Source organism: Burkholderia arboris, from assembly GCF_902499125.1.
GTDB lineage: Bacteria > Pseudomonadota > Gammaproteobacteria > Burkholderiales > Burkholderiaceae > Burkholderia > Burkholderia arboris.
Genome location: NZ_CABVPX010000022.1, coordinates 71,773 through 93,317 on the forward strand (window position 1 = coordinate 71,773; position 21,545 = coordinate 93,317).

Genomic DNA, 21,545 nt, shown 5'->3' on the forward strand with positions numbered 1-21,545 from the left:
CGGTTCTCCTTTGCGTCAGGATACGGCGTATTGCTTGACGGGACGACCGTGCAGCATCGCATGCACGGCCGCGACGACGAGTACGTTGACGACGAGGCACACGAGGCCGAGGTTGATGCCGCCGAAGTCGACATGGAGCACGTAGAAGATCATCGCGAGCACCTGGCCGCAGATCATCCCGGCGCCCACCGCGACCGGCCGCACCTGGCGCCGTGCGAGCAGGATCAGCACGCCCGGCAGGAACTGCGTGACGCCGTAGTAGGTGGTGTTGATCAGCGTGAGCATCAGGTTCGGCGTGAGCAGCGTGGTCACGATCGACAGCAGCAGGTAGCCGACGATCACGTATTTCGCCGCGCGCTTCTGGCGCGACTCGGGCAGGTTCGGCATCAGGTTGCGCGTGACGATCGGCCCGATCGCGAGGCAGATGCCGGCCAGCACGAGCAGCCCCGACAGCGCGGCGCCGGCCGCGACGAGGCCGATCAGCCAGCCGGGCAGCAGGTGCGTGACGGCCGCGAAGAACGCGTCGTTCGGCGATGCGAGTGTCAGGTTCGCGGTAATCGCGTAATACGACGCAATCACGAGGAACGGATACATCAGCATGTACAGCGGCATCGCGACCTGCGTGCGCCGGATCGCGTTCGGCCCACGCGCGGTGAAGAAATTCTGCGCGGCGAACGGCATCAGGAAGAAGCCGAGCGACTGGAACAGCATCGTGCTCATCGAGAAGCGCAATTGCGATCCGCTCATCGTGTTGCTGACCTGCCGGCTCGCGGCATCGAACACCGGATGCACGCCGCCGGCCTGCCACGCGACGGCGATGCCCGTCACGACGATCGCGAGCAGCATCAGGATGTCCTTCAGGATGGCGATATAGGCCGATGCGCGCACGCCGGAGATCGCGATGTAGGTGAACGCGAGCGCCGCACACACGAGGATCAGGTACAGCGGCTCGACATGCCAGCCGAGCCCCTTGAGCGCCGCGACGAGCCCCGTGAACTGCAGTTGCCCCCACGGGATCAGGAACAGGATCGATGCGCACGCAACCACGAGCTCGAGCCCGCGGCTGCGGTAGTGCCCCTTGAACAGGTCGGGCAGCGTGATCGCGTTGTGGCGCTTGCCGGCCTCCCAGATCTTCGGGCCGATGAAATAGCCGATCGGGTAGGCTAGCAGGATGTAGCCGAGGAACCACACGCCGTAGGTCGGCCCTTTCGCGTAGATGCCGCCGGGAAAGCCGACCATCGTGCCGATGCTGTAGATCTCGCCGGCGGTCAGGAAGAACACGAGCGCCGTGCCGAACTGGCGCGACGCGACGAAGAAGTCATGCACGCTCTGCTTGCCGCGGCCGCGGCCGGATCGAACGGCGAGATAGAGCGACAGCGCGATCAGCGCGGCGAAGACGACCGTTGACATACACACCTCTGCGAAGGGACGGAAAGCGTAGGGTTCGCCGGAAAGCGCGGGCGGCCGGCGGCCCGCCAGGAAGCGACGGCGCGCTACGCGGCGTCGCCCGCGCGGCGGTCGAACAGCATCCAGCACGCGAACAGGCAGCCGGACGTCAGCACGAACCACGCAAAGATCCACATGAAGATGAACGGCACGCCCAGCACGTAGCGGTCCTGCGCGGCGACCCAGGGCAGCACGCCCAGCACGCCGAGATACGGAATACCGATGCCGATCAGGTACCTGAGCATGCGCGTCTCCTCGAAAGCGGGTGTGTACGGGAATGACCCGGCACGGGTGCGGCAGGCAGCGCCTGTGCGGCATCCGGCGGTGAGTCCAGTATTCGAAGACAAAAAGACGCGGGATAGTGCCAGACGCCGGCAATCGCTTGGGCCAGCGGCGGGCGGCCCGGACGAGACGGGAAGATTTGCGCGGAAGCCGCGACGGCAATCCGTCGCGGGCGGCCGGTGCCGGCGATCGCGCGAACGGATGTCAGCCGTCGAACGGCGCCAGCTCGTAACTCGTGCTCCGGCCGCCGGACGACGAACGGCGCAGCACGCGATGCTCGACGAGCTCGGTGATGTCGCGCAGCGCCGTGTCCTGCGAGCACTTCGCGAGGGCCGCCCACTTGGTCGTCGTCAGCTTGCCTTCGAAGCCGTCGAGCAGGCGATTCATCACCTTGATCTGGCGTGCGTTCATCGCGAAACCCGCGCAACGCTGCCAGAAGCGCGCCTTGATCAACACCGCGTCGAGCGTCGTGTGCGCATGGTCGATCGCCCTGCCGAGCGTATTCAGAAACCACGCAAGCCATTCCGTGACGTCGGGCGAGCCGCGCTGCGTGCGCTCCAGCACGTCGTAATACGCGTTGCGCTCGCGCTGGATCTGCGCCGACAGGCTGTAGAAACGCTGCGGACTCCGGTCGGCGCGCGCCAGGACCAGATCGCCGAGCGCGCGCGCGATCCGGCCGTTGCCGTCGTCGAACGGGTGCAGCGTGACGAACCACAGGTGGGCCAGGCCGGCCCGGATCAGCAACGGCTCGGCCGGCGCGGCATTGAGCCACGCGAGAAAGCGCGCGATCTCGTGCGCCAGGCGCGCGGCCGGCGGCGCCTCGAAATGCACGCGCTGCCGGCCGATCGGCCCGGACACCACCTGCATCGGCCCGCTGGCATCCGTGCGCCAGCCGCCGACCGTGATCCGCGACAGACCCGAATAGCCGGTCGGAAACAGCGCGGCGTGCCATCCGAACAGGCGGGCTTCAGTGACCGGCGCCGCCGCATGGGTCGTCGCGTCGAGCACCATGTCGACGACGCCCTCGACGTGGCGGTCGACCGGCGCCAGCGCGCCGATATCGACCCCGAGCCGGCGTGCAATCGACGAGCGGACCGATGCGACGTTCAGGTTTTCGCCCTCGATGGCGCTGGTCTTGACGACGTCCTCCGTCAGCGCGGCGAGGCTGGCCTCGTCGCGCAGCGCCAGGCCGATGTCCGCCAGCCGCCCCGCGAGCATGCCTTGCGCACGGCTGACGTCGGCCAGCGACGTGGCGAGGGCCGGCAGGTCGAAGCGCCACGCAGGCCAGTCGGCCGACTCCCAGATGAAGGTGTAATCTCCGCTCATGATGCGGAGATTATCGCACCGATTCGCCGCAAGTACCCATAATCTCCGCAAAAAATGCGGAGATTAACCACCGCATTCACCGCAAACCCGCCCGCTACCGGTTCCGGCCTGCACCGCTCGCCCGCGCCGGCGCCGGCTCGCCGAGCCGCTCCGCGAGAAACCCGATGAACGTGCGCAGCGTGACGAACCCTTCCCGGTGCTGCGGAAACACCGCATTGAGCGTGATCGGCGACGGCGCGTACGCGTCGAGCACCGGCACGAGCGCGCCGCTGTCGAGCGCCGCGCCGACGATGAAGCGCGGCAGCAGCGCGATGCCGAGCCCCGCGATCGCCGCGTCGCGCACCACTTCGCCGTTGTTCGCGACGAGCGGCCCCTGCACGTCGAACGTGCGCGCCGCGCCGTCGACGCGGAATTCCCAGCCGACGCGCCGCTCGCGCCCGTACAGCAGGCACGTATGGCCGGCGAGCTCGGCCGGCGTCTGCGGCGTGCCCTGCCGCTTCAGGTACGCGGGGCTCGCGCACGCGATCATCGGCCACGCGCCGAGCGCGCGCGCGATCAGCGTCGAATCCTCGAGCGAGCCGATCCGCAGCACGAGGTCGAAACCTTCGCCGATCAGGTCGACCCGACGGTCGGTCAGGTCGAGGTTCAGCCGCACGGCCGGGTGCGCGGACAGGAATTCGGCGATCAGCGGCGACACGTGCGTGATCCCGAACGACAGCGGTGCGCTGATCTTCAGCGAGCCGTGCAGCTCGGTGCTGCGCACCGACATCGCCTGCTCGGCGTCCGCGATCTCGGCAAGGATGCGCTGCGCGCGCGCATAAAACTCCTGCCCGGATTCGGTCACCGCGAGATTGCGCGTATTGCGGTGCAGAAGCCGCACGCCGAGCGACGCCTCCAGCGCCATCGTGCGCCGGCTGACGAACTGCTTGGACAGCATCAGCTGGTCGGCCGCCGCCGTAAAGCTGCCCGCGTCGACGGTCGCGACGAAGATCCTCAGATCGTTGAGTTCCATATTGTCCACTCCATAGCGACAGTCATTATCTCTACAGCCATTTATTTGTCAAATCGATTGACCTAAGATGCATCTCAACGAACGGCCGGGCCCACTTCCGAGGTTCGGCGACTTCAAGGACAAAAATCATGATCGAAATCCGTGCAGCAAACCAACGTGGCCGTGCGGAGCATGGCTGGCTCAGCTCCCGTCATACGTTTTCGTTCGCGAATTACTACGATCCGAAGCAAGTCGGCTTCTCCGACCTGCTCGTGATCAACGACGACCGCGTCGCCCCGGGCCGCGGCTTCGGTACGCACCCGCACCGCGACATGGAAATCCTGTCGTACGTGCTCGACGGCGCACTGGAACACAAGGACTCGATGGGCACCGGTTCGGTGATCGTGCCGGGCGACGTGCAGCTGATGAGCGCGGGCACGGGCGTGCGCCACAGCGAGTTCAACCACTCGCCGGAAACGCCGGTCCACTTCCTGCAGATCTGGGTCGGGCCGGCCGAAAAGGGTGCCGAGCCGCGTTATCAGCAGACGAATGTCACGGCCGACGACAAGCGCGGCAAGCTCGCACTCGTCGTGTCGCCGAACGGCGATGCCGGTTCGCTGAAGATCCGGCAGGACACCCGGATTTACGCGGGCCTGTTCGACGGCGACGAAAGCACTACGCTGGAACTTGACCCGAGCCGCTTTGCTTACGTGCACGTGGCACGCGGCAGCGTGACGGTCAACGGCGTGACGCTCGGCGAAGGCGACGGCGCACGCATCCGCAGCGAACACGCCCTGACGATCGCCGACGGCAAGGATGCCGAAGTGCTGGTGTTCGACCTGCGTCCGGTCGAAGTGACGGCCGAGTGGGCATAACGCCCGTTCGGGAAACCGGGCCCCGCTGAACGCGGGGCCCTTTTAATCGGAGATTCGCAACATGGCCAAGGTTCTCGTTCTGTACTACTCGTCCTACGGGCACGTCGAAACGATGGCGCAACACATCGCGGAAGGCGCGAAATCGGTGGCGGGCGTCGAGGTCACGCTCAAGCGCGTGCCGGAAACGATCCCCGTCGATCAGGCCCGCGCGATCGGCGTGAAGGTCGACCAGGCCGCGCCGGTCGCCACGGTGGACGAACTCGCCGATTACGATGCGATCATCTTCGGCACGCCGACCCGCTTCGGCAACATGGCCGGCCAGATGCGCACGTTCCTCGACCAGACCGGCGGCCTGTGGATGAAGGGTTCGCTCGTCGGCAAGATCGGCAGCGTGTTCGCGTCGACCGGCACGCAGCACGGCGGCCAGGAAACGACGATCACGTCGTTCCACACGACGCTGCTGCACCACGGCATGGTGATCGTGGGCGTGCCGTATGCATGCAGCGGGCTCGTCAACATGAGCGAAATCACCGGCGGCACGCCGTACGGCGCGACGACGCTCGCGGGCGCGGACGGCAGCCGCCAGCCGAGCGCGAACGAGCTCGACATCGCGCGCTACCAGGGCAAGCACGTCGCGGAAATCGCGAGCAAGCTCGCGTCGTAACGCGGCGGCCTCGCGCCCCCGCTGTCCCGCACAGGACGAACGGCGCCGGATCAACCGGCGCCGTTCGTCCTGTGCAAGGCTTTCAGCCGTTACTGGCCCGAAGCCGGTGCAGCCGGCGCCGCCTTCGTCGCGGGCGCCTTCTGCGCGGCGTTCTGCGGATAGTTGCTCTGGTCGTTGGTCAGCCGGTAGCCGCTGCCGGTGCCGATCGCCTTCAGGTCCGACGCGTGCCGCGCGCGCGCCGCCTTGCGCGCCGCCTTCTTCTGCGCCTTGTCGAGCTGCTTCTGCGTCGGCGCGGACGCCGGATCCTGCGCGTATGCCGCCGGCACGGCGGTCAACAACAGACCGAACGACGCCGTTACTGCTACTGCCACCGAAACCACGCGAGACTGCTTCATGGCCGGATCTCCTTGTCGATTGTTGATTGTGGATCGAACACCTGCGCGCACGCGACGGCTTGCGACAACGGCGCCGATGCAACGTTAGCCGATCACTGCACAAATGTCCGTGTGCGTTCCTGAATTCTCCTGATAACAGCCGCGATACATGCGCGCCGTGTGCGCCGTGTTTTCGGCAAATCGTCCGCGCCATCAGGGAAACCGATACCCCGGCGCCCGACGGGGCCCGCTCAGATCCAGCGCGACAGCATCGGCAGCAGGATCGGCACGACGAATGCGGTCAGCACGCCGTTCAGCCCCATCCCGAGCCCCGCGAACGCGCCGGTCTCCTCGCTGACCTGGAACGCGCGCGCCGTGCCGATCCCGTGCGACGCGACGCCGAGCGCGAAGCCGCGCACGGCCGGCTCGTCGACCCGCAGCAGATTCAGGATCCCGCGCGCGCACACCGCGCCGAAGATCCCGGTCGAGATCACGAGCACGGCCGTGAGCGACGGAATGCCGCCGATCTCGGCGGCCACCGCCATCGCGATCGGCGTCGTCGCCGATTTCGGCGCGAGCGACGCGATCGTCTGGTGCGACGCACCAAACAGCGCGGCGATGCCGACCGCCGACACGATCGCGGTCAGCGAACCCGCGAGCAGGCCGACGAGCAGCGGCAGCGCGGTGCGCCGCAGTTTCGACCACTGGCGATACAGCGGCAGCGCGAGCGCGACGGTCGCGGGGCCGAGCAGGAAGTGGACGAACTGCGCGCCTTCGAAATAGGTCGGATACGGCGTATGCGTGATCGTCAGCAGTACGACGATCAGCGCGACCGCGATCAGCACCGGATTCGCGAGCGGGTTGAAGCGCGTCCGCGCATAGACGGCCTGCGCGAACAGATACGCGACCAGCGTGAGGGTCAGGCCGAGCAACGGGCTCGCGGCGAGATAGACCCAGATCGCGCCGAGTTTCGGAAAGGCCGTCATTGCGCGCCCTCCGCGGTGCCGCCCGCGCGGCGCTGGCGCCGCAGCAGCGCGCGCGTGACGAGCGCCGTCACCGCGATCGCCAGCGTGGTGCTGACGGCCAGCGCGACGACGACCGCAACCGCATCGCCGCGCACGCGGTCGGCCGACACCATGATGCCGACGCCGGCCGGCACGAACAGCAGCGACAGGTGACGCAGCAGTTCGAGCGCGGTCGGCTCGATCGCATCGGCCACCTGCGGGCGCAGCATCACGAAGCCGAACAGCAGCAGCATGCCGATCACGGGGCCCGGCACCGGCAGGCCGAACAGATAGGACACGCCTTCCCCGAGACACTGGAAGGTCAGCAAGACCGCGAACGCCTGCAACATGAACGGCTTCTCCCGAACGTGGCGGTGCGACCGTGGAGCCGCGCGGCCGGTGGGCCGGCGGCCTGCGGCGCCGGCGTAAACGATACGCGCGATCGTACCAACAATGCCCGCGACGCGCGCCTGCGCAATCGGCCCTGCCCGCCCACAGCCACTATCGTCATGCACTTTCGGGTACCGGCTGGCCGGCCCGCGCACCCCGGGGTTTGCCGATGATGATCGTGCAGGAGCTGCCGGATGCCCCGTCGCCCGGATTGCAGCGCGTGGCCGGCCTCGGCCGGTACGCACCGGCCGAGCACGTGGGCGCACGCGCTCGATCTTCCCGAGCCGTGGCGCCGGGTCAGCGCGAGCAACCCGGTGATGACGACGGGCGTCGGCCTGCCGCGTACGCCCCGGGAGCCGGCGGCGTGGCCCGAACGCATCGCGCAGACGCATGCGTGCGCGCTGGTCGTCGCGCCGCGGGCCGCGCGAACCTGCCCGACGACGCGAGCGGCGAAGTCGTCGAGATCGGCGCAGGCGGCCTCGTGACCCTGCCGCCGGGCCGGACCGGCCGCCGGGACATCATCGAGCCGGTGCGCGAGGCCTATGCGATCGACTGACGCACGCCGTCACTGCCCCGGCGCGTGAACGCCCTCGCGTCCGCCCGCCGGCGCATCGCCCTTGCCGCGATACCACACCGCATAGACGACCGACAGCACGATCACGAACGGCACGCCGCAGAACAGCGTCATCCGGAATTCGCGCGTGAAGTACGTCGTGACCAGCGCCGCGAGCATCAGCGCCGCGCCGAGCAGCGACGTAACCGGAAAGCCCCACATCCGGAACGCGAGCGCCTGGCCGCGATGGTGCCGGCGGAAGAACAGGTGCGTGACGAAGATCATCAGCCACGTGAACATCGCGCCGAACATCGACACCGACATCATCATCACGAACGACGTGTCCGGATACAGCACGTTCAGCACGGTCGCGAGCGCGATCCCGATCGCCGACAACCCGAGCGCGGCCGCCGGCACGCCGTGCCCCGTCAGCCGGCCGAGCGCCTTCGGCGCGTAGCCCGCGCGCGACAGGCTGAACATCATCCGCGTCGTGATGTAGAGCTGGCTGTTCATCGCGGACAGCGCGGCCACCAGGATCACGAAGTTGATCACGCCGGCCGCGCCCGGCACGTGCGTCGCGGCCATCACCTTCACGAACGGGCTTTCGTCGGAACCGGCGGCCGTCCACGGCACGATCGCGAGCATCAGCGCGAGCGTCAGCAGGTAGAAGAACACGAGGCGCAGCATCGTCGCGCGGAATGCGCGGGTGATCGCCTTGTGCGGATCGCGCGCCTCGCCGGCCGCGACCGCGATCATCTCGATGCTCAGGTAGCTGAAGATCGACACGATCACCGCGACCCACATCCCGCCCACGCCTTTCGGGAAGAAGCCGCCGTGCGCCGTGTAGTTCGAGAAGCCGATGCCCGAACCTGCCGGCGCACCGAACACGACCACCGCGCCGAGCGCGATGAACGCGACGATCGCGGCAATCTTCAGCATCGAGAACACGTACTCGACCGCGCCGAACACCTTCACGCTGACCAGGTTGACGCCGATCAGCGCGGCCGAGAAGCCGACGATCCAGTACCAGCCCGGCACGGCCGGAAACCAGTACTTCATGTACACGGCGATCGCCGTCACCTCGGTGCCGACCGCGAACACGATCGACGCCCAGTACGCATAGCGCACGAGGAAGCCGGCCCACGGGCTCACGTAGTGCTCGGCATACGCGCCGAACGAACCCGACGTCGGGTGTGCGACCGTCATCTCGGCGAGGCAGCCCATCAGCAGCAGCGCGATCAGCGCGCCGATCGCATAGCTGACGAGCACGCTCGGCCCCGCAAAGCCGATCGCGAAACCGCTGCCGAGGAACAGCCCCGTGCCGATCGCGCCGCCGATCGCGATCATCGACAACTGCGCGGTCGACAGCCCGCGATGCAACCCCTTCTCACGTTCGACGATCGTGTCGAATCCTTGCCGCTGGTTCATGCCGTGTCTCCTTCGTCGAACGCGCCCCGCGTCGTGCGGGACGTCGTCCGGTCTCGTTCTGTTGCGTCGTAGTGCGTAGCGCGCCGGCCGTCAGGTCACCGACTTGCGCGCGAGGAATGCATCGGTGTTCCATGCACCGGTCGTCACGACGTCCTTCAATGCGGCGATCGTGTCCCACACGTCGACGTAGCGCACATACAGCGGCGCGAAGCCGAAGCGCAGGATATCGGGCGCGCGGAAGTCGCCGATCATGTTGCGCGCGATCAGCGCCTGCACGATCGCATAGCCTTCCGCGTGCGCGAGCGACACCTGGCTGCCGCGCTGCGCGGCGTCGCGCGGCGACGCGAGCGTGAAGCCGAGACCCGCGAGCTCCTGGTCGACGAGCGCGATGAACAGATCGCCGAGCGCGACGCTCTTGTCGCGCAGCACATGGAGATCGACGCCGTCGAACGCTTCGAGCGCCGCTTCGAGCGCGATCACGCCGAGCTGCGGCGCGGTGCCCGTCAGCATCCGGTCGATCGCCGGGTGCGGCGCGTAGTCGTGCGTGAAGTCGAACGGCTTCGCATGGCCATGCCAGCCCGTCAGCGGCTGCCGCACGTCGGCAAGATGCCGCGACGCGACGAACACGTAGGCCGGCGCGCCGGGCCCGCCGTTCAGGTACTTGTAGCCGCAGCCGACCGCGAAGTCCGCTTCGCACGCGTTCAGCCCGATCGGCATCGCGCCGGCCGAGTGGCACAGGTCCCACACGCTCAGCGCGCCGGCCTCGTGCGCGTGACGCGTGACGGCCGCCATGTCGTAGCGCTTGCCGCTCTTGTAGTTCACGTGCGTCAGCGACACGACCGCGACGGTATCGTCGATCGCCGCGGCGATGTCGTCCGGATCGACGCAGCGCAGTTCGCAGCCGGTCATCTCGGCGACGCTCGCCGCGATATAGACGTCGGTCGGGAAATTGGTGCGCTCGGCGACGATCACGCGGCGCCCGGGGCGCATGCGCGTGGCCGCGACGAGCACCTTGAACAGGTTCACCGACGTCGAATCGGCGACGATCACCTCGCCGTCGTCCGCGCCGATCAGCCGGGCGATCTTGTTGCCGGTGCGCTGCGGCGCCGGGTACCAGTCGGCGTCGTTCCACGAGCGGATCAGGCCGTGCGCCCATTCCTGTTCGAGCGCGCGCTGCATGCGCGCCGGCACGTTCGCGGGCATCGCGCCGAGCGAGTTGCCGTCGAGATAGATCGTGTCGGCGGGCAGGTCGAAGCGCGCGCGGCAGTGGGCGAGCGGGTCGGCCGCATCGAGCGCGGCGCAGTGTTCGCGGGTGGTCATGAAATGCGTGTTCCTTATGGAATGACGGTGGTCGTGAAAGGCGTCAGGCCGCGCGCGACGCCGCCGCGGGCGGCAGGTCGAAGAAGCGCAACGCATTGCCGCCGAGGATCTTGGCTTTCGCGGTATCGGACAGACCGGGATGCTGCTCGACGAGCGAGCCGATCTGCTGCTCGCCGAGCGGGAACGGATAGTCGGAGCCGAGCATCACGCGGTCCTCGCCCATCGTGTCGACCAGGAGGCGCAGCGCGCCGCGATCGAACACCGCGCTGTCCACGTGGAAGCGGTCGAGATAGCTGACGGGCGGATGCGGGCAGTCCTCGCGCACGATGTCGCGCTGCTCCCACGCGTTCTGCACGCGGCCGAGCAGGAACGCGAAGCTGCCGCCGCCGTGCGCGAAGCACAGCTTCAGCGACCGCGGAATCCGCTCGAACGCGCCGGACAGGATCAGCGACACCATGCTGAGCTGCGTCTCGGCCGGCATCGCGACGAGCCACGGCAGCATCCATTTCTTCATCCGGCCGTCGGTCATCATGTCCCACGGATGCACGAGCACCGGAATGCCGTCGTTCGCGCAATGAGCAAGGAACGCGACGAGGTGCGCGTCGTCGAGATCGAGCGGCCCGAGATGGTTGCCGATCTGCACGCCGCGATGGCCGGCGCGGTGCGCGCGCGTCGCTTCGCGGCACGCGAGCTCGACGTCCTGCAGCGGCACCTGCGCGAGCGCGAACATCCGGCCGGGGGCATGCGCGCATAGCTCGAGCGCGCGGTCGTTCATCCGCATCGCCCAGTCGTGCGCGTCGTGCGGCGCGCTGTCGTAGCCGAACATCACGGGCGTCGCGCACATCAGCTGGATGTCGATGCCGAGCGCGTCCATCTCCGCGATGCGCGCGGCAGGGTCCCACAGCGCACGGTAGACCGGGCGGAACGCGCGCTCGCCCGTCATGATCATCCCGTTCTGGCCGTCCGCGTCGATGCGCAGCCACGGCGCGCGCTGCGCGTCGAGGCGCGCGGCCGCTTCCCGCGAAATCGGCGGGAAGAAGTGCGAATGCATGTCGATTCGAAGTGTCATCGTCGTTCTGTCGGTGAAAAGGCGTGGCGGGCTCAGGCCGCCTTGCCGGAATGCACGTGGCCGCAATGCGCGCAGCGGCGCAGCGTGTCCGACGCATAGAACGCGTCGAACAGCGGCGGCAGGTCGGCGACGATGCTCTTGAGCTGCACCTCGACGCGATGGACGAGATGCCCGCATGCGTCGCAGTACCACTCGAAGCCGTCGACGATGCCCGCGGGGCGCTGGCGCTCGATCACGAGGCACGCGCTGCCGGCTTCGGGGCGCTGCGGCGAATGCCGCACGTGCGGCGGCAACAGGAACATGTCGCCTTCCTTCAGGTCGACGCGTTCGCGCTTGCCGTCGATCCACAGGTGCAGATACGCGTTGCCGCGCAGCTGGTAAAAGAATTCCTCGAACGGATCGTCGTGATAGTCGGTGCGGCGATTCGGGCCGCCGACGACGGTCACGATGAAATCGCTGTCCTGCCACACCTGCTGGTTGCCGACCGGCGGCTTCAGCAGGTGCGCATGCTCGTCGATCCAGCGCGAAAAATTGAACGGGGTGCCGTACTTCAGCATGGTTGTCTCCTCCGGGCGGGTGACGCAACACGCCAACCCGCCATGCGTGTCATCGCTTCGGCGCGTACGCGATCGCCTTCATCTCGATCAGCAGATGCGGATGCGGCAGCTGGTGCACCGCGACCGTCGTGCGCGTCGGGCCGGTCTCGTCGAAATACTCGCCGTACACTGCGTTATAGCCGCCGAAATCGTTCATGTTCACGAGAAACGACGAGATCTCGACGAGCGACGACAGGTCGGCGCCTTCGCTGCGCAGGATGTCGCGGATGTTCTCGATCACCGTGCGGGTCTGCTCGCGGATGTCGAGCTGCACGGTGCCGAGCGCATCGGCCGACGCGCCGGCGATCGTGTTGTCGGGCCGCCGCGAACTCGTGCCCGACACGAACAGGAAGTCGCCGGCGCGCGTGATGTGCGGAAAGCGGCCGCGCGGCGTGGCCTTGCCGGGCACGACGCGGCCCTGGATCGAATGGTCTTGGCTCATGATGGTCGAGTGGTGGTGAATTCGGTGCTGCCGAGCCCGTGCACCGTGCAGTGCACGTGCGCGCCGGCAGGTAATGCGTCGGCGGCCGTCGCGGCGCCGGCCATGATCAGCGAGCCGGCCGGCAGCACGAGCCCGCTCGCCGCGATCAGCCGCGACGCCTGCACGACCGAGCGCAGCGGATCGCCGAGGATCGCGGCGGTCGAGCCGGTCTGGACCACGCGGCCGTCGATCCGCATCACGACGCCTGCGTTGCGCAGCCCGTCGAAACGCGTACTCCACGGGCCGAGCGTCAGGCCCGCCGACGAGCAGTTGTCGGCCACCACGTCCTCCAGCGTGAAGCGGAAGTCGCGGTAGCGCGAATCGATGATCTCCATCGCGGGCGCGACGGCTTCCAGGTAGCCGGCCGTTTCCAGCAGCGTCAGCGGGCGGTCGATGTCGCGGCGCGTGAGGAAGCACACTTCCGGCTCCACGCGCGGATGGATGAAGCGATCGAGCGCGACGTGCCCGCCGTCTTCTTCCAGCATCGTGTCGGTGAGCCAGCCCCAGATCAGGCTGTCGACGCCCATCTGGATCATCTTCGCGCGGCTCGTGAAGCCGAGCTTCACGCCGACCATCGTCTCGCCGCGATCGATGCGGCGTTCGATCGACGCGCGCTGGATCACGTATGCCTCGTCGAGCGAGAACGCGGCGCCGGCCGTCAGTTGCGCGATCGCCTCCGCGTGGCGCGCGGCGTCGTCGACACGGGCCGCCAGCCTGTCGAGATCGGTCATGCGGCCTCCCGTGCCTTCAGCATGTCGAGCGCGACGTCGACGATCATGTCCTCCTGCCCGCCGACCATGCGCCGCCGGCCGAGTTCGACCATGATGTCGAACGCGGACAGCCCGTATTTCGCGGCCGCCGCTTCCGTGTGGCGCAGGAAGCTCGAATACACGCCCGCATAGCCGAGCGCGAGCGTCTCGCGGTCGACCCGCACCGGGCGCTCCTGCAGCGGCCGCACGATGTCTTCCGCCGCGTCGATCAGTTGCTTCACGTCGCAACCGTGATTCAGCCCGAGCCGGTCGACCGCCGCGACGAACACTTCGAGCGGTGCGTTGCCGGCGCCCGCGCCCATCCCGGTCAACGACGCATCGATACGGTCGCAACCGTGTTCGAGCGCGACGATCGAATTCGCGACGCCGAGCGACAGGTTGTGGTGCGCGTGCATGCCCGTCTGCGTGGCCGGGTCGAGCACGGCTTTCAGCGCATCGAAGCGCGCCGCCACGTCGCGCATGCCGAGCGCGCCGCCGGAATCGACCACGTACACGCACTGCGCGCCGTAGCTTTCCATCTGCTTCGCCTGTTGCGCGAGCGCGTCGGGCGACGTCATGTGCGACATCATCAGGAAGCCGACGGTGTCCATCCCGAGTTCGCGTGCATACGCGATGTGCTGCTTCGAGATGTCGGCTTCCGTGCAGTGCGTCGCGATCCGCACGATGCGCGCGCCGGCGTCGTACGCGGCACGCAGGTCGTGTACGGTGCCGATGCCCGGCAGCAGCAGCGTCGCGACTCGGGCACGCTTGACCGTGCCGGCCACCGCCTCGATCCACTGCAGGTCGGTATGCGCGCCGAACCCGTAGTTGAAGCTCGATCCCGACAGCCCGTCGCCGTGCGCGACCTCGATGCTGTCAACGCCCGCGTCGTCGAGCGCGCGTGCGATCGTGACAGCGCTGTCGAGCGAATACCGATGACGGATCGCATGCATGCCGTCACGCAGCGTCACGTCGGACAGATAGATTTTTTTCGTGTGGTCGGTCATCGCCGATCTCCCGTCAGGCTGCGACGCGGCTGGCCGCGATCTGTTCGGCGGCGGCAAGCGCGGCCGACGTCATGATGTCCAGGTTCCCCGCATACGACGGCAGGTAATGCGCGGCGCCCTCGACTTCGAGGAACACGCTGACCTTCAGCCCCGCGCGGCGCTCGCCCGCGTCGAACGCGAGCGGTTGCGCAGCGGTATAGCGGTCGAACTGGACGGCCTGCTTCAGCCGGTAGCCGGGCACGTAGCTCGCGACCGCATCGACCATCGTGCGGATCGAACGCTCGATCGCGGCCGTATCGGCGTGTTCGTCGGTCAGGCAGTACACGGTGTCGCGCATCATCAGCGGCGGCTCGGCCGGGTTCAGCACGATGATCGCCTTGCCGCGCGCGGCGCCGCCGACCGTCTCGATCGCCTTCGACGTCGTTTCGGTGAACTCGTCGATGTTCGCGCGCGTGCCGGGGCCGGCCGAGCGGCTCGAGATCGACGCGACGATCTCCGCGTAATGCACGGGCGCGACGCGCGACACCGCATGCACGATCGGGATCGTCGCCTGGCCGCCGCAGGTCACCATGTTCAGGTTCGGCGCGTCGAGATGTTCGAACAGGTTGACGACGGGCACGACGAACGGGCCGATCGCGGCCGGCGTCAGGTCGATCACCTGTACGCCGTGACGGCCGAGCACGTCGGCGTGGCGCGCATGCGCGCCGGCCGACGTCGCGTCGAACGCGATCCGCACGTTCGCGAATCCGGGCATCGCGACGAGGCCGTCGATTCCGCCGGCGGTGGTCGCCACACCGAGCCGCGCGGCGCGCGCGAGGCCGTCGGAGGCCGCATCGATGCCGACCATCGCGGCCATTTCCAGATGCTTCGAATTACGCAGCACCTTGATCATCAGGTCGGTGCCGATATTGCCGGAGCCGATGATGGCCACGGCGAGCTTGTCGAGGTCTTTCATCATTCACGCTCCGGTTGGGTGGAGAAATACGCGCTCACGCTGCCGAGTCCTTCGATCCGCGCGGTGAACACGTCGCCCGGCTGCACGCCGACCATCGGCCCGAGCGCGCCCGTCAGCACGATGTCGCCGGCCTGCAGCGGCGCACCGGCACGCGCCATCGTGTTCGCGAGCCACAGCGCCGCATGCAGCGGATTGCCGAGGCACGCGGCGCCCGCGCCGACGCTCACCGGCTCGCCGCGCCGCTCCATCGCCATCCCGCACTGGATCGCATCGAACGCGCCGAGCGTCACCGGCCGGCTGCCGAGCACGAACAGGCCGCTCGACGCGTTGTCCGCGACCGTGTCGGTCAGGCGGATGTCCCAGTTCGCGATCCGGCTGCCGACGATCTCGATCGCTGGCAGCGCATACGCGGTCGCGCCGATCAGGTCGGCCATCGTGTGCCGTTCGTGCGGCAGGTCGCGTTCGAGCACCAGCGCGATCTCGGCCTCGACCTTCGGCTGCTGCGTGCGCGCCAGCGCGATCTCCTCGCCGTCGGCCACCGCCATGTCATCGAACAGCATCCCGAAGTCGGGCTGACCGACGCCGAGCTGCTTCTGCACGGCCGCCGACGTCAGGCCGATCTTTCGGCCGACGAGCCGCCGCCCCGCTGCGCACTTGCGTGCGGCGTTCGCGCGTTGCACCGCATACGCGGCGTCGAGCGCATCGCCGCCGAGCGCCGCGATCGCGTCGCGTACCGGCGCGCACGGCACGCCGTCGCGCTCGGCCGCCTGCAACGTGTCGGCAATCGCCTGCACCGCATTCCGGTCGAATTCGCTCATGCAACCCTCACGCAGACGTTGGTGGTTTCGGAGTAGAAATCGAGCGAGTGGCGGCCGCCCTCGCGGCCGATGCCCGACAGCTTGGTGCCGCCGAACGGCGTGCGCAGGTCGCGCACGAACCAGGCATTCAGCCACACGATGCCGGTCTCGATCTGCTTCGCGACGCGGTGGCCGCGTGCCAGGTGCGTCGTCCACACGCTCGCGGCCAGACCGTACGCGCTGTGGTTCACGCGGCCGATCACTTCGTCCTCGCTGTCGAACGGCGCGACGTGACACACCGGCCCGAAAATCTCCTCCGTCACGCAACGCGCGGTGTCGGGCAGCCCGGTCCAGATCGTCGGCTGCACGAACGCGCCGTCGTCGCGTGCGTCGCCGAACGCCGGCACGCCGCCGCCCGTGACGACCGTCGCGCCTTCGTCGACGGCCAGCCGGAAATACGACAGCACCTTGTCGCGATGGCCGCGCGAGATCAGCGGCCCCATCGTCGTCGCAGGATCGTCGGGCGCGCCGACGCGCAGCGCTTCGGTGCGCGATTTCAGCGCGGCGACGAAGCGCTCGAAGATCGGCCGCTCGACGTACACGCGCTCGCTGCACAGGCACACCTGCCCGGCGTTGGTGAAGCTCGACTTGACGATGCCGTCCACCGCCGCGTCGAAGTCGGCATCGGCGAACACGACGGCCGCGTTCTTGCCGCCGAGTTCGAACGAGATGTCCTTCACGCCGTCGGCAACGGCCTTCATGATCGCGCTGCCCGTGCGCGATTCGCCGGTGAACGTGATCGCGTCGATGCCGGGGTGGCGCGTGAGGAATTCGCCAGCGGCAGCCGGCCCGTGCCCGTGCACGAGGTTGAACACGCCGCGCGGCAGGCCGGCCGCGTCGATCACTTCGGCCAGCAACGTCGCGGAGCCCGGTGTCTCTTCCGACGGCTTGGCCACGACGCAGTTACCCATTGCGAGCGCCGGCGCGACTTTCCACGTGAACAGCAGCAGCGGCAGGTTCCACGGCGAGATGATGCCGACCACGCCGAGCGGCTTGCGCGTCACGTAGTTGAGGTATTGCGCGCCGTCCGCCGTCTGCGATTCGAAGCAGTCGTCGCCGGCCGTGCGGACCAGGTCGGCGAACGTGCGGAAGTTCGCGATGCCGCGGGCGATGTCGAGCGAGCGGGCCTGTGCGAGCGGGCGGCCGGTGTCGGCCACTTCGGCCGCGACGAAATCGTCGAAGCGCGCCTGGATGCCGTCGGCAATCCGGTGCAGCCAGTCGGCCCGCTGCACGGGTGTCGTGTCGCGCCAGCCGGCCGCCTGCGCGGCGCGGGCCGCGCGCACGGCGGCGTCGACCTGCGCGGCGTCGGCCTCGCATACGCGGGCGATTTCGCGGCCGTCGACCGGGCTCGTATCCGCGAAGGTCCGTGCGGTCTCGACGAATGCGCCGTCGATGTAGTGTCGCAACAGCCGCGGCGGGCGCGCGGCGTCAGTCGTTTCTCGATTCACAACGTCTCCTGCTCGTATGGACTGTCAGCAGGAGTCTAGGGAAGCCGCGCGAGAAGCGACAATCAAACATTCGGCGCTGGCTATGCTAAACGGGAATACCCGTGCGAGCCTTGCGCCGCAACGGTTCCAGCCCGACGCTCAGGTTCCCTCCGGGCACTCCTGCACCGCTTCCTTCAGGCATTCGATGAACGCGCGGCACGCGGCGCTCTGCTCCTTGTTCGAGCGCACCGAGAATCCGACCGTGCCGAACGCGCCCGTTTCTGGCAGATCGAGCACGCGCAACAGCCCGGCCTGCGCGAACTGCCGCGCGGCAACACGCGGCATCAACGCGATGCGCGGCGTATCGAGCAACAGCCCGATATTGGTGAGCAACGACAGCGATTCGACGATGTCGGTCGGCAGCGGCAGCCCGGCCGCACGGAACAGGTGCTCGGCCGCGAGCCGCGACGGCGAGTCGGGCGTCGGCAGGATCCACGGCGCATCGACCAGTTCGCGCAGCGACGGCGCCGGATCGGGCACGGGGCCGTAGCCGTTGCCGACCACCGCGCACATCGATTCGTCGAACAGCGCTTCGTGCGTGAGCGGGAACGCGCTCGCGATCGGCAGCTCGCGCTCCGGCAGCCGGCCGACGACGATGTCGAGGTCACCGGTCGCGAGCGCCGGGAACAGGTGCGCGGTCGTGCCTTCGCGCACGGTCACCAGCACGTGCGGCGTGCGCGCCTTCAGCATCGCGATCGCGCGCGGCAGCAGCCGCGCGGATGCCGAGATCAGCGTGCCGACGATCACGTGGCCGCTCGTGCCGAGCCGGAAATCGTTCAGCTCGTCGGTCATGTAGCGCAGCTCGGCCATCAGCGACTTCACGCGCCGCCCGAGCAGCAGGCCGAGGTCGGTCGGCACCACGCCGCGGTTCGAGCGCGAGAACAGCGCGCCGTCGAAGCACGATTCGAGTTCGTGGATCACTTTCGTCACGGCCGGCTGCGTGAGGCGCATCTCGTTGGCCGCGCGTACCACCGAGCGCGTTTCCAGCACACGCTCGAAAATCATCAACTGGTTCAGCTTGAGCCGGCGGATCAGGGAGATCTCGCTGAGCGGATTCGCGTCCATGTCTGCTTTGTCGTCGAAAAAGGGGGTGGCCGGACTTAGGGTCTGTTTACCTGTGAAACGCGCATGCGTTGCCGCGAGAACGGCCGCTCGCGAGGCGCGCGACGCCGCGAATACTCACGTATTCGCAAGGCGCGCAACGCGGCGAGCGGCCGCTCTCGCGGCAACCCGAAATTGAAAACGCCAGGTCACGGGAAGGCCCGGAATCGCCCGCATGGCGGCTTCACTCGTCGCTTGTTCGGCTCGCCAAACGGCGCGCCTCGCTCCTTGCCCTACGCCCCGGAGGCAGTCTCCTTTGGGGGACGAGCGATTTCGGGCCTTCGCACACGCGTTCCACAGGTAAACAGACCCTAACAACTTTACGTCCGGCGCGCATCGGGAGATGCACGGCACGCGCCTCCCCCCTTTGTATCAGTAGACGCCCATCATCGCGGACAACTCCGCCACATACTCGCCATAACGCGGGTCGCGCTTGATCTCGTCCGGCTGGCGCGGCCGCGGCAGGTCGATCTTCACGTCATGCAGCACGCGGCCCGGGCGCGCGGACATCACCAGTACACGATCCGACAGGAACACGGCCTCGTGAATGCTGTGCGTGACGAGCAGCACCGTCAGCGTGCTCTGCTGCCAGATGCGCAGCAGCTCGACGTTGAGCCGGTCGCGCGTGAGTGCGTCGAGCGCGCCGAACGGCTCGTCCATCAGCATCACGCGCGGCTCCAGCAGCAGGATCTGGCCGATCGCCGCGCGCTGCCGCATCCCGCCCGACAGCTCGTGCGGATAGCGGTCGACGAACTGCGCGAGGCCGAGCGTGTCGAGCAGCGCCGGCAGCCGTGCGTCGACGTGCGCACGCGGCAGGTTGCGCAGCTTCGCGCCGAGCCGGATGTTCGCGCCGACGCTCAGCCACGGCAGCATGTTGCTGGTCTGGAACACGACGCCGATATCGGGATGCGGGCCGGCCACCGGCGTGCCGCCGACGCGAATCGACCCGGCATCGCACGGCACGAGCCCCGCGACCATGCGCAGCAGCGTGCTCTTGCCGCAGCCGCTCGGCCCGAGAATCGACACGAACTCGCGCGGTTGCACGCGCATCGATACCTGTTCCAGCGCGCTGAACGCATCGGCGCCGCCGCGCGCGGCGAAGCGCTTGCCGGCCTGCTCGACGGCGATCAGCGCATCCGCGCGGGCGCCATCCTGCGCGGGCGCCGCTGTCGCGCCTTCGGAAACGGAAGCGCGCCGCACCGGGCGCGCGAGATTGACGATCGTCATCAGGCCGTGACTCCTCTCCACCAGACTGCACGCGAAACCAGCTCGACCGCGCCGTAGAACAGCATCGCGAGCGCGGTCACCATCAGGATCGCCGCGAAGCACAGCGGCGTTTGCGCATTCGACGTCGCGAACACGATCAGATGCCCGAGCCCCGCTTCCGCGCCGATGAACTCGCCGACGATCGCGCCGATCACCGCGAGCGGCATCGCGATCTTCAGGCCGTCCATCAGCGCCGGCAGCGCGGCGGGCAGGCGCAGGTGCCAGAACGTGTGCGCGGCCGACGCGCCGAGCGCGCGGAAATGCTCGTCGAGATGGCGCGGCACGCCCGCGAGGCCGCCCATCGTCGCGACGACGATCGGGAAGAACGCGAACAGCACGGCCGCCGCGAGCTTCGACGCGAAACCGTAGCCGAACCAGACGATCAGCAACGGCGCGAGCGCGATCTTCGGCATGCTCTGCAGCGCGGTCACGAACGGCAGCAGCGTACGCCGCACGAGGTTCGACGCGCTGGCGAGCAGCCCGATCGCGAGGCCGCCGGCCACCGCCAGCGCAAAGCCCGCGAACACTTCCCAGGCAGTCGTCAGCGTGTCGGCCAGCAGTTGTGCGCGCATCTCCCAGCCGGCCGCGAGCACCGACGACAACGACGGCAGCACGTATTCGCGCGTGCCGGTCCAGCGCACGCCGAATTCCCATGCGAGGCCGACGATCGCCCAGAACGCGACCGTTTCGATCAGCCGCTTCATGCCGGGCCTCCTTTCGGCGCATCGCGCGAGGCATCCGCATCGTCGCCGGCAGGCGCGGCCGATGCGGCCGGCGCGTTGCCGCGCGACTTCTCGGCGACGAGATGCGGCGGCGGCGGCACGACGAAGCGCGCGAAGCGGTACTGGTCGAACGATTCGATCGTGCGCTCCCACACCTGCGGCTCGCGCGGATCGCGTTCGCCGATCTGCTCCATCTCGCAGTAGACCTCGACGTTGTTGCCGTCCGGATCCTTGAACACCAGGAACAGGTTGTTGCCGGGCCCGTGCCGCCCGATCCCGCGCACGATCTCGACGCCATGCGACTGCAGCACCTTCACCGAGCGCTCCATCTCCTCGACGCTGTCGACCAGGTACGAGAAGTGTTCGAGGCCCGGGCGCGAATAGCGCGGCAGGTCGTCGAAATCGGGCGAATCCTTCGGCAGCTGCGCGAGCGCGAGATCGTGGTGATCGGTGCCCGCGCGCAGGAACACCATCTGGTCGCCGATCCAGTCGGACACCTTCAGGCCCATCACTTCCGTATAGAACTTCGCAGACCGATGGATATCCCGCACCATCAGCACCATGTGTCCGAGCCGCCTGGGACGCAAGCTGTTCATTACCGT

24 protein-coding genes are annotated in these 21,545 nt (G+C 68.3%); 3 read left to right on the forward strand and 21 right to left on the reverse strand.

Annotation, left to right across the window (positions count from 1 at the left end; all coding sequences use genetic code 11):
• Positions 1–15: 15 nt before the first annotated feature.
• From BLA15945_RS24700 to BLA15945_RS24715, 4 genes are all read right to left on the reverse strand, one after another.
• Complete coding sequence (locus BLA15945_RS24700; RefSeq protein ID WP_059241198.1) at positions 16–1,410, reverse strand: sodium:solute symporter family protein; 1,395 nt, start codon at positions 1,408–1,410, stop codon at positions 16–18.
• Between the two features lie 83 nt (positions 1,411–1,493).
• On the reverse strand, positions 1,494–1,691 hold the full coding sequence (locus BLA15945_RS24705; RefSeq protein ID WP_059241197.1) for a DUF3311 domain-containing protein: 198 nt from the start codon (positions 1,689–1,691) through the stop codon (positions 1,494–1,496).
• Between the two features lie 241 nt (positions 1,692–1,932).
• The gene (locus tag BLA15945_RS24710) at positions 1,933–3,054 is read right to left on the reverse strand and encodes a Fic family protein (protein WP_217468166.1); all 1,122 of its coding nucleotides are present in this window, start codon (positions 3,052–3,054) and stop codon (positions 1,933–1,935) included.
• A 94-nt stretch (positions 3,055–3,148) separates the two neighbouring features.
• On the reverse strand, positions 3,149–4,066 hold the full coding sequence (locus tag BLA15945_RS24715; protein ID WP_059241196.1) for a LysR family transcriptional regulator: 918 nt from the start codon (positions 4,064–4,066) through the stop codon (positions 3,149–3,151).
• Positions 4,067–4,194: 128 nt separating this feature from the next.
• Here BLA15945_RS24715 and BLA15945_RS24720 point away from each other — a divergent pair, with 128 nt between their 5' ends.
• Positions 4,195–4,920 carry a pirin family protein gene (locus tag BLA15945_RS24720; protein ID WP_059241195.1) on the forward strand — a complete coding sequence of 242 codons (726 nt, stop codon included), beginning with the start codon at positions 4,195–4,197 and terminating at the stop codon, positions 4,918–4,920.
• Between the two features lie 61 nt (positions 4,921–4,981).
• Entirely contained in the window at positions 4,982–5,584 is a 603-nt protein-coding gene (gene wrbA / locus BLA15945_RS24725; RefSeq protein WP_059241194.1) for an NAD(P)H:quinone oxidoreductase, read from the forward strand.
• An 89-nt stretch (positions 5,585–5,673) separates the two neighbouring features.
• Here the strand turns inward: wrbA and BLA15945_RS24730 are convergent, their stop codons facing one another.
• From BLA15945_RS24730 to BLA15945_RS24740, 3 genes are all read right to left on the reverse strand, one after another.
• Positions 5,674–5,979 carry a hypothetical protein gene (locus BLA15945_RS24730; RefSeq protein ID WP_059241193.1) on the reverse strand — a complete coding sequence of 102 codons (306 nt, stop codon included), beginning with the start codon at positions 5,977–5,979 and terminating at the stop codon, positions 5,674–5,676.
• A gap of 230 nt (positions 5,980–6,209) precedes the next feature.
• Entirely contained in the window at positions 6,210–6,944 is a 735-nt protein-coding gene (locus BLA15945_RS24735; RefSeq protein ID WP_174993579.1) for an LrgB family protein, read from the reverse strand.
• Positions 6,941–7,312 (reverse strand): CidA/LrgA family protein, encoded by a 372-nt coding sequence (locus BLA15945_RS24740; protein WP_059241191.1) that lies wholly within the window; start codon positions 7,310–7,312, stop codon positions 6,941–6,943. The genes BLA15945_RS24735 and BLA15945_RS24740 overlap by 4 nt, the downstream gene beginning before the upstream one ends.
• 209 nt (positions 7,313–7,521) lie before the next feature.
• On the opposite strand from BLA15945_RS24740, the gene BLA15945_RS24745 reads away from it, so the two are divergent.
• Positions 7,522–7,908, forward strand: a complete 387-nt coding sequence (locus tag BLA15945_RS24745; protein ID WP_174993580.1) for a cupin domain-containing protein — start codon at positions 7,522–7,524, stop codon at positions 7,906–7,908.
• A 9-nt stretch (positions 7,909–7,917) separates the two neighbouring features.
• Here BLA15945_RS24745 and BLA15945_RS24750 read toward each other — a convergent pair whose 3' ends face one another.
• The 14 genes from BLA15945_RS24750 to BLA15945_RS24815 form a co-directional block, all read right to left on the reverse strand.
• Complete coding sequence (locus BLA15945_RS24750; RefSeq protein WP_059241189.1) at positions 7,918–9,333, reverse strand: amino acid permease; 1,416 nt, start codon at positions 9,331–9,333, stop codon at positions 7,918–7,920.
• Positions 9,334–9,423: 90 nt separating this feature from the next.
• Positions 9,424–10,653 carry a kynureninase gene (gene kynU / locus BLA15945_RS24755; RefSeq protein WP_174993581.1) on the reverse strand — a complete coding sequence of 410 codons (1,230 nt, stop codon included), beginning with the start codon at positions 10,651–10,653 and terminating at the stop codon, positions 9,424–9,426.
• Positions 10,654–10,696: 43 nt separating this feature from the next.
• Complete coding sequence (locus tag BLA15945_RS24760; protein WP_059241188.1) at positions 10,697–11,722, reverse strand: amidohydrolase family protein; 1,026 nt, start codon at positions 11,720–11,722, stop codon at positions 10,697–10,699.
• 32 nt (positions 11,723–11,754) lie between these two features.
• Entirely contained in the window at positions 11,755–12,279 is a 525-nt protein-coding gene (locus tag BLA15945_RS24765; RefSeq protein WP_059241187.1) for a 3-hydroxyanthranilate 3,4-dioxygenase, read from the reverse strand.
• 49 nt (positions 12,280–12,328) lie between these two features.
• The gene (locus BLA15945_RS24770; protein ID WP_059241186.1) at positions 12,329–12,760 is read right to left on the reverse strand and encodes a RidA family protein; all 432 of its coding nucleotides are present in this window, start codon (positions 12,758–12,760) and stop codon (positions 12,329–12,331) included.
• A complete protein-coding gene (locus tag BLA15945_RS24775) occupies positions 12,757–13,530 on the reverse strand; it encodes a 2-keto-4-pentenoate hydratase (protein ID WP_174993582.1) in 774 nt (257 codons plus the stop codon). The genes BLA15945_RS24770 and BLA15945_RS24775 overlap by 4 nt, the downstream gene beginning before the upstream one ends.
• Entirely contained in the window at positions 13,527–14,555 is a 1,029-nt protein-coding gene (gene dmpG / locus BLA15945_RS24780) for a 4-hydroxy-2-oxovalerate aldolase (RefSeq protein ID WP_174993583.1), read from the reverse strand. Before dmpG ends, BLA15945_RS24775 begins: the two co-directional genes overlap by 4 nt.
• A gap of 13 nt (positions 14,556–14,568) precedes the next feature.
• Complete coding sequence (locus BLA15945_RS24785; protein WP_174993584.1) at positions 14,569–15,513, reverse strand: acetaldehyde dehydrogenase (acetylating); 945 nt, start codon at positions 15,511–15,513, stop codon at positions 14,569–14,571.
• The gene (locus tag BLA15945_RS24790; RefSeq protein WP_174993585.1) at positions 15,510–16,328 is read right to left on the reverse strand and encodes a 2-keto-4-pentenoate hydratase; all 819 of its coding nucleotides are present in this window, start codon (positions 16,326–16,328) and stop codon (positions 15,510–15,512) included. The genes BLA15945_RS24785 and BLA15945_RS24790 overlap by 4 nt, the downstream gene beginning before the upstream one ends.
• Positions 16,325–17,815 (reverse strand): 2-hydroxymuconic semialdehyde dehydrogenase, encoded by a 1,491-nt coding sequence (locus tag BLA15945_RS24795; RefSeq protein ID WP_174993586.1) that lies wholly within the window; start codon positions 17,813–17,815, stop codon positions 16,325–16,327. Before BLA15945_RS24795 ends, BLA15945_RS24790 begins: the two co-directional genes overlap by 4 nt.
• 138 nt (positions 17,816–17,953) lie before the next feature.
• Positions 17,954–18,919 (reverse strand): LysR substrate-binding domain-containing protein, encoded by a 966-nt coding sequence (locus tag BLA15945_RS24800; protein WP_059241180.1) that lies wholly within the window; start codon positions 18,917–18,919, stop codon positions 17,954–17,956.
• Between the two features lie 408 nt (positions 18,920–19,327).
• The gene (locus tag BLA15945_RS24805; protein ID WP_059241179.1) at positions 19,328–20,182 is read right to left on the reverse strand and encodes an ABC transporter ATP-binding protein; all 855 of its coding nucleotides are present in this window, start codon (positions 20,180–20,182) and stop codon (positions 19,328–19,330) included.
• Positions 20,182–20,925, reverse strand: a complete 744-nt coding sequence (locus BLA15945_RS24810; RefSeq protein WP_174993587.1) for an ABC transporter permease — start codon at positions 20,923–20,925, stop codon at positions 20,182–20,184. Before BLA15945_RS24810 ends, BLA15945_RS24805 begins: the two co-directional genes overlap by 1 nt.
• Positions 20,922–21,539 (reverse strand): VOC family protein, encoded by a 618-nt coding sequence (locus tag BLA15945_RS24815; protein ID WP_059241177.1) that lies wholly within the window; start codon positions 21,537–21,539, stop codon positions 20,922–20,924. Before BLA15945_RS24815 ends, BLA15945_RS24810 begins: the two co-directional genes overlap by 4 nt.
• Positions 21,540–21,545 lie beyond the last annotated feature (6 nt).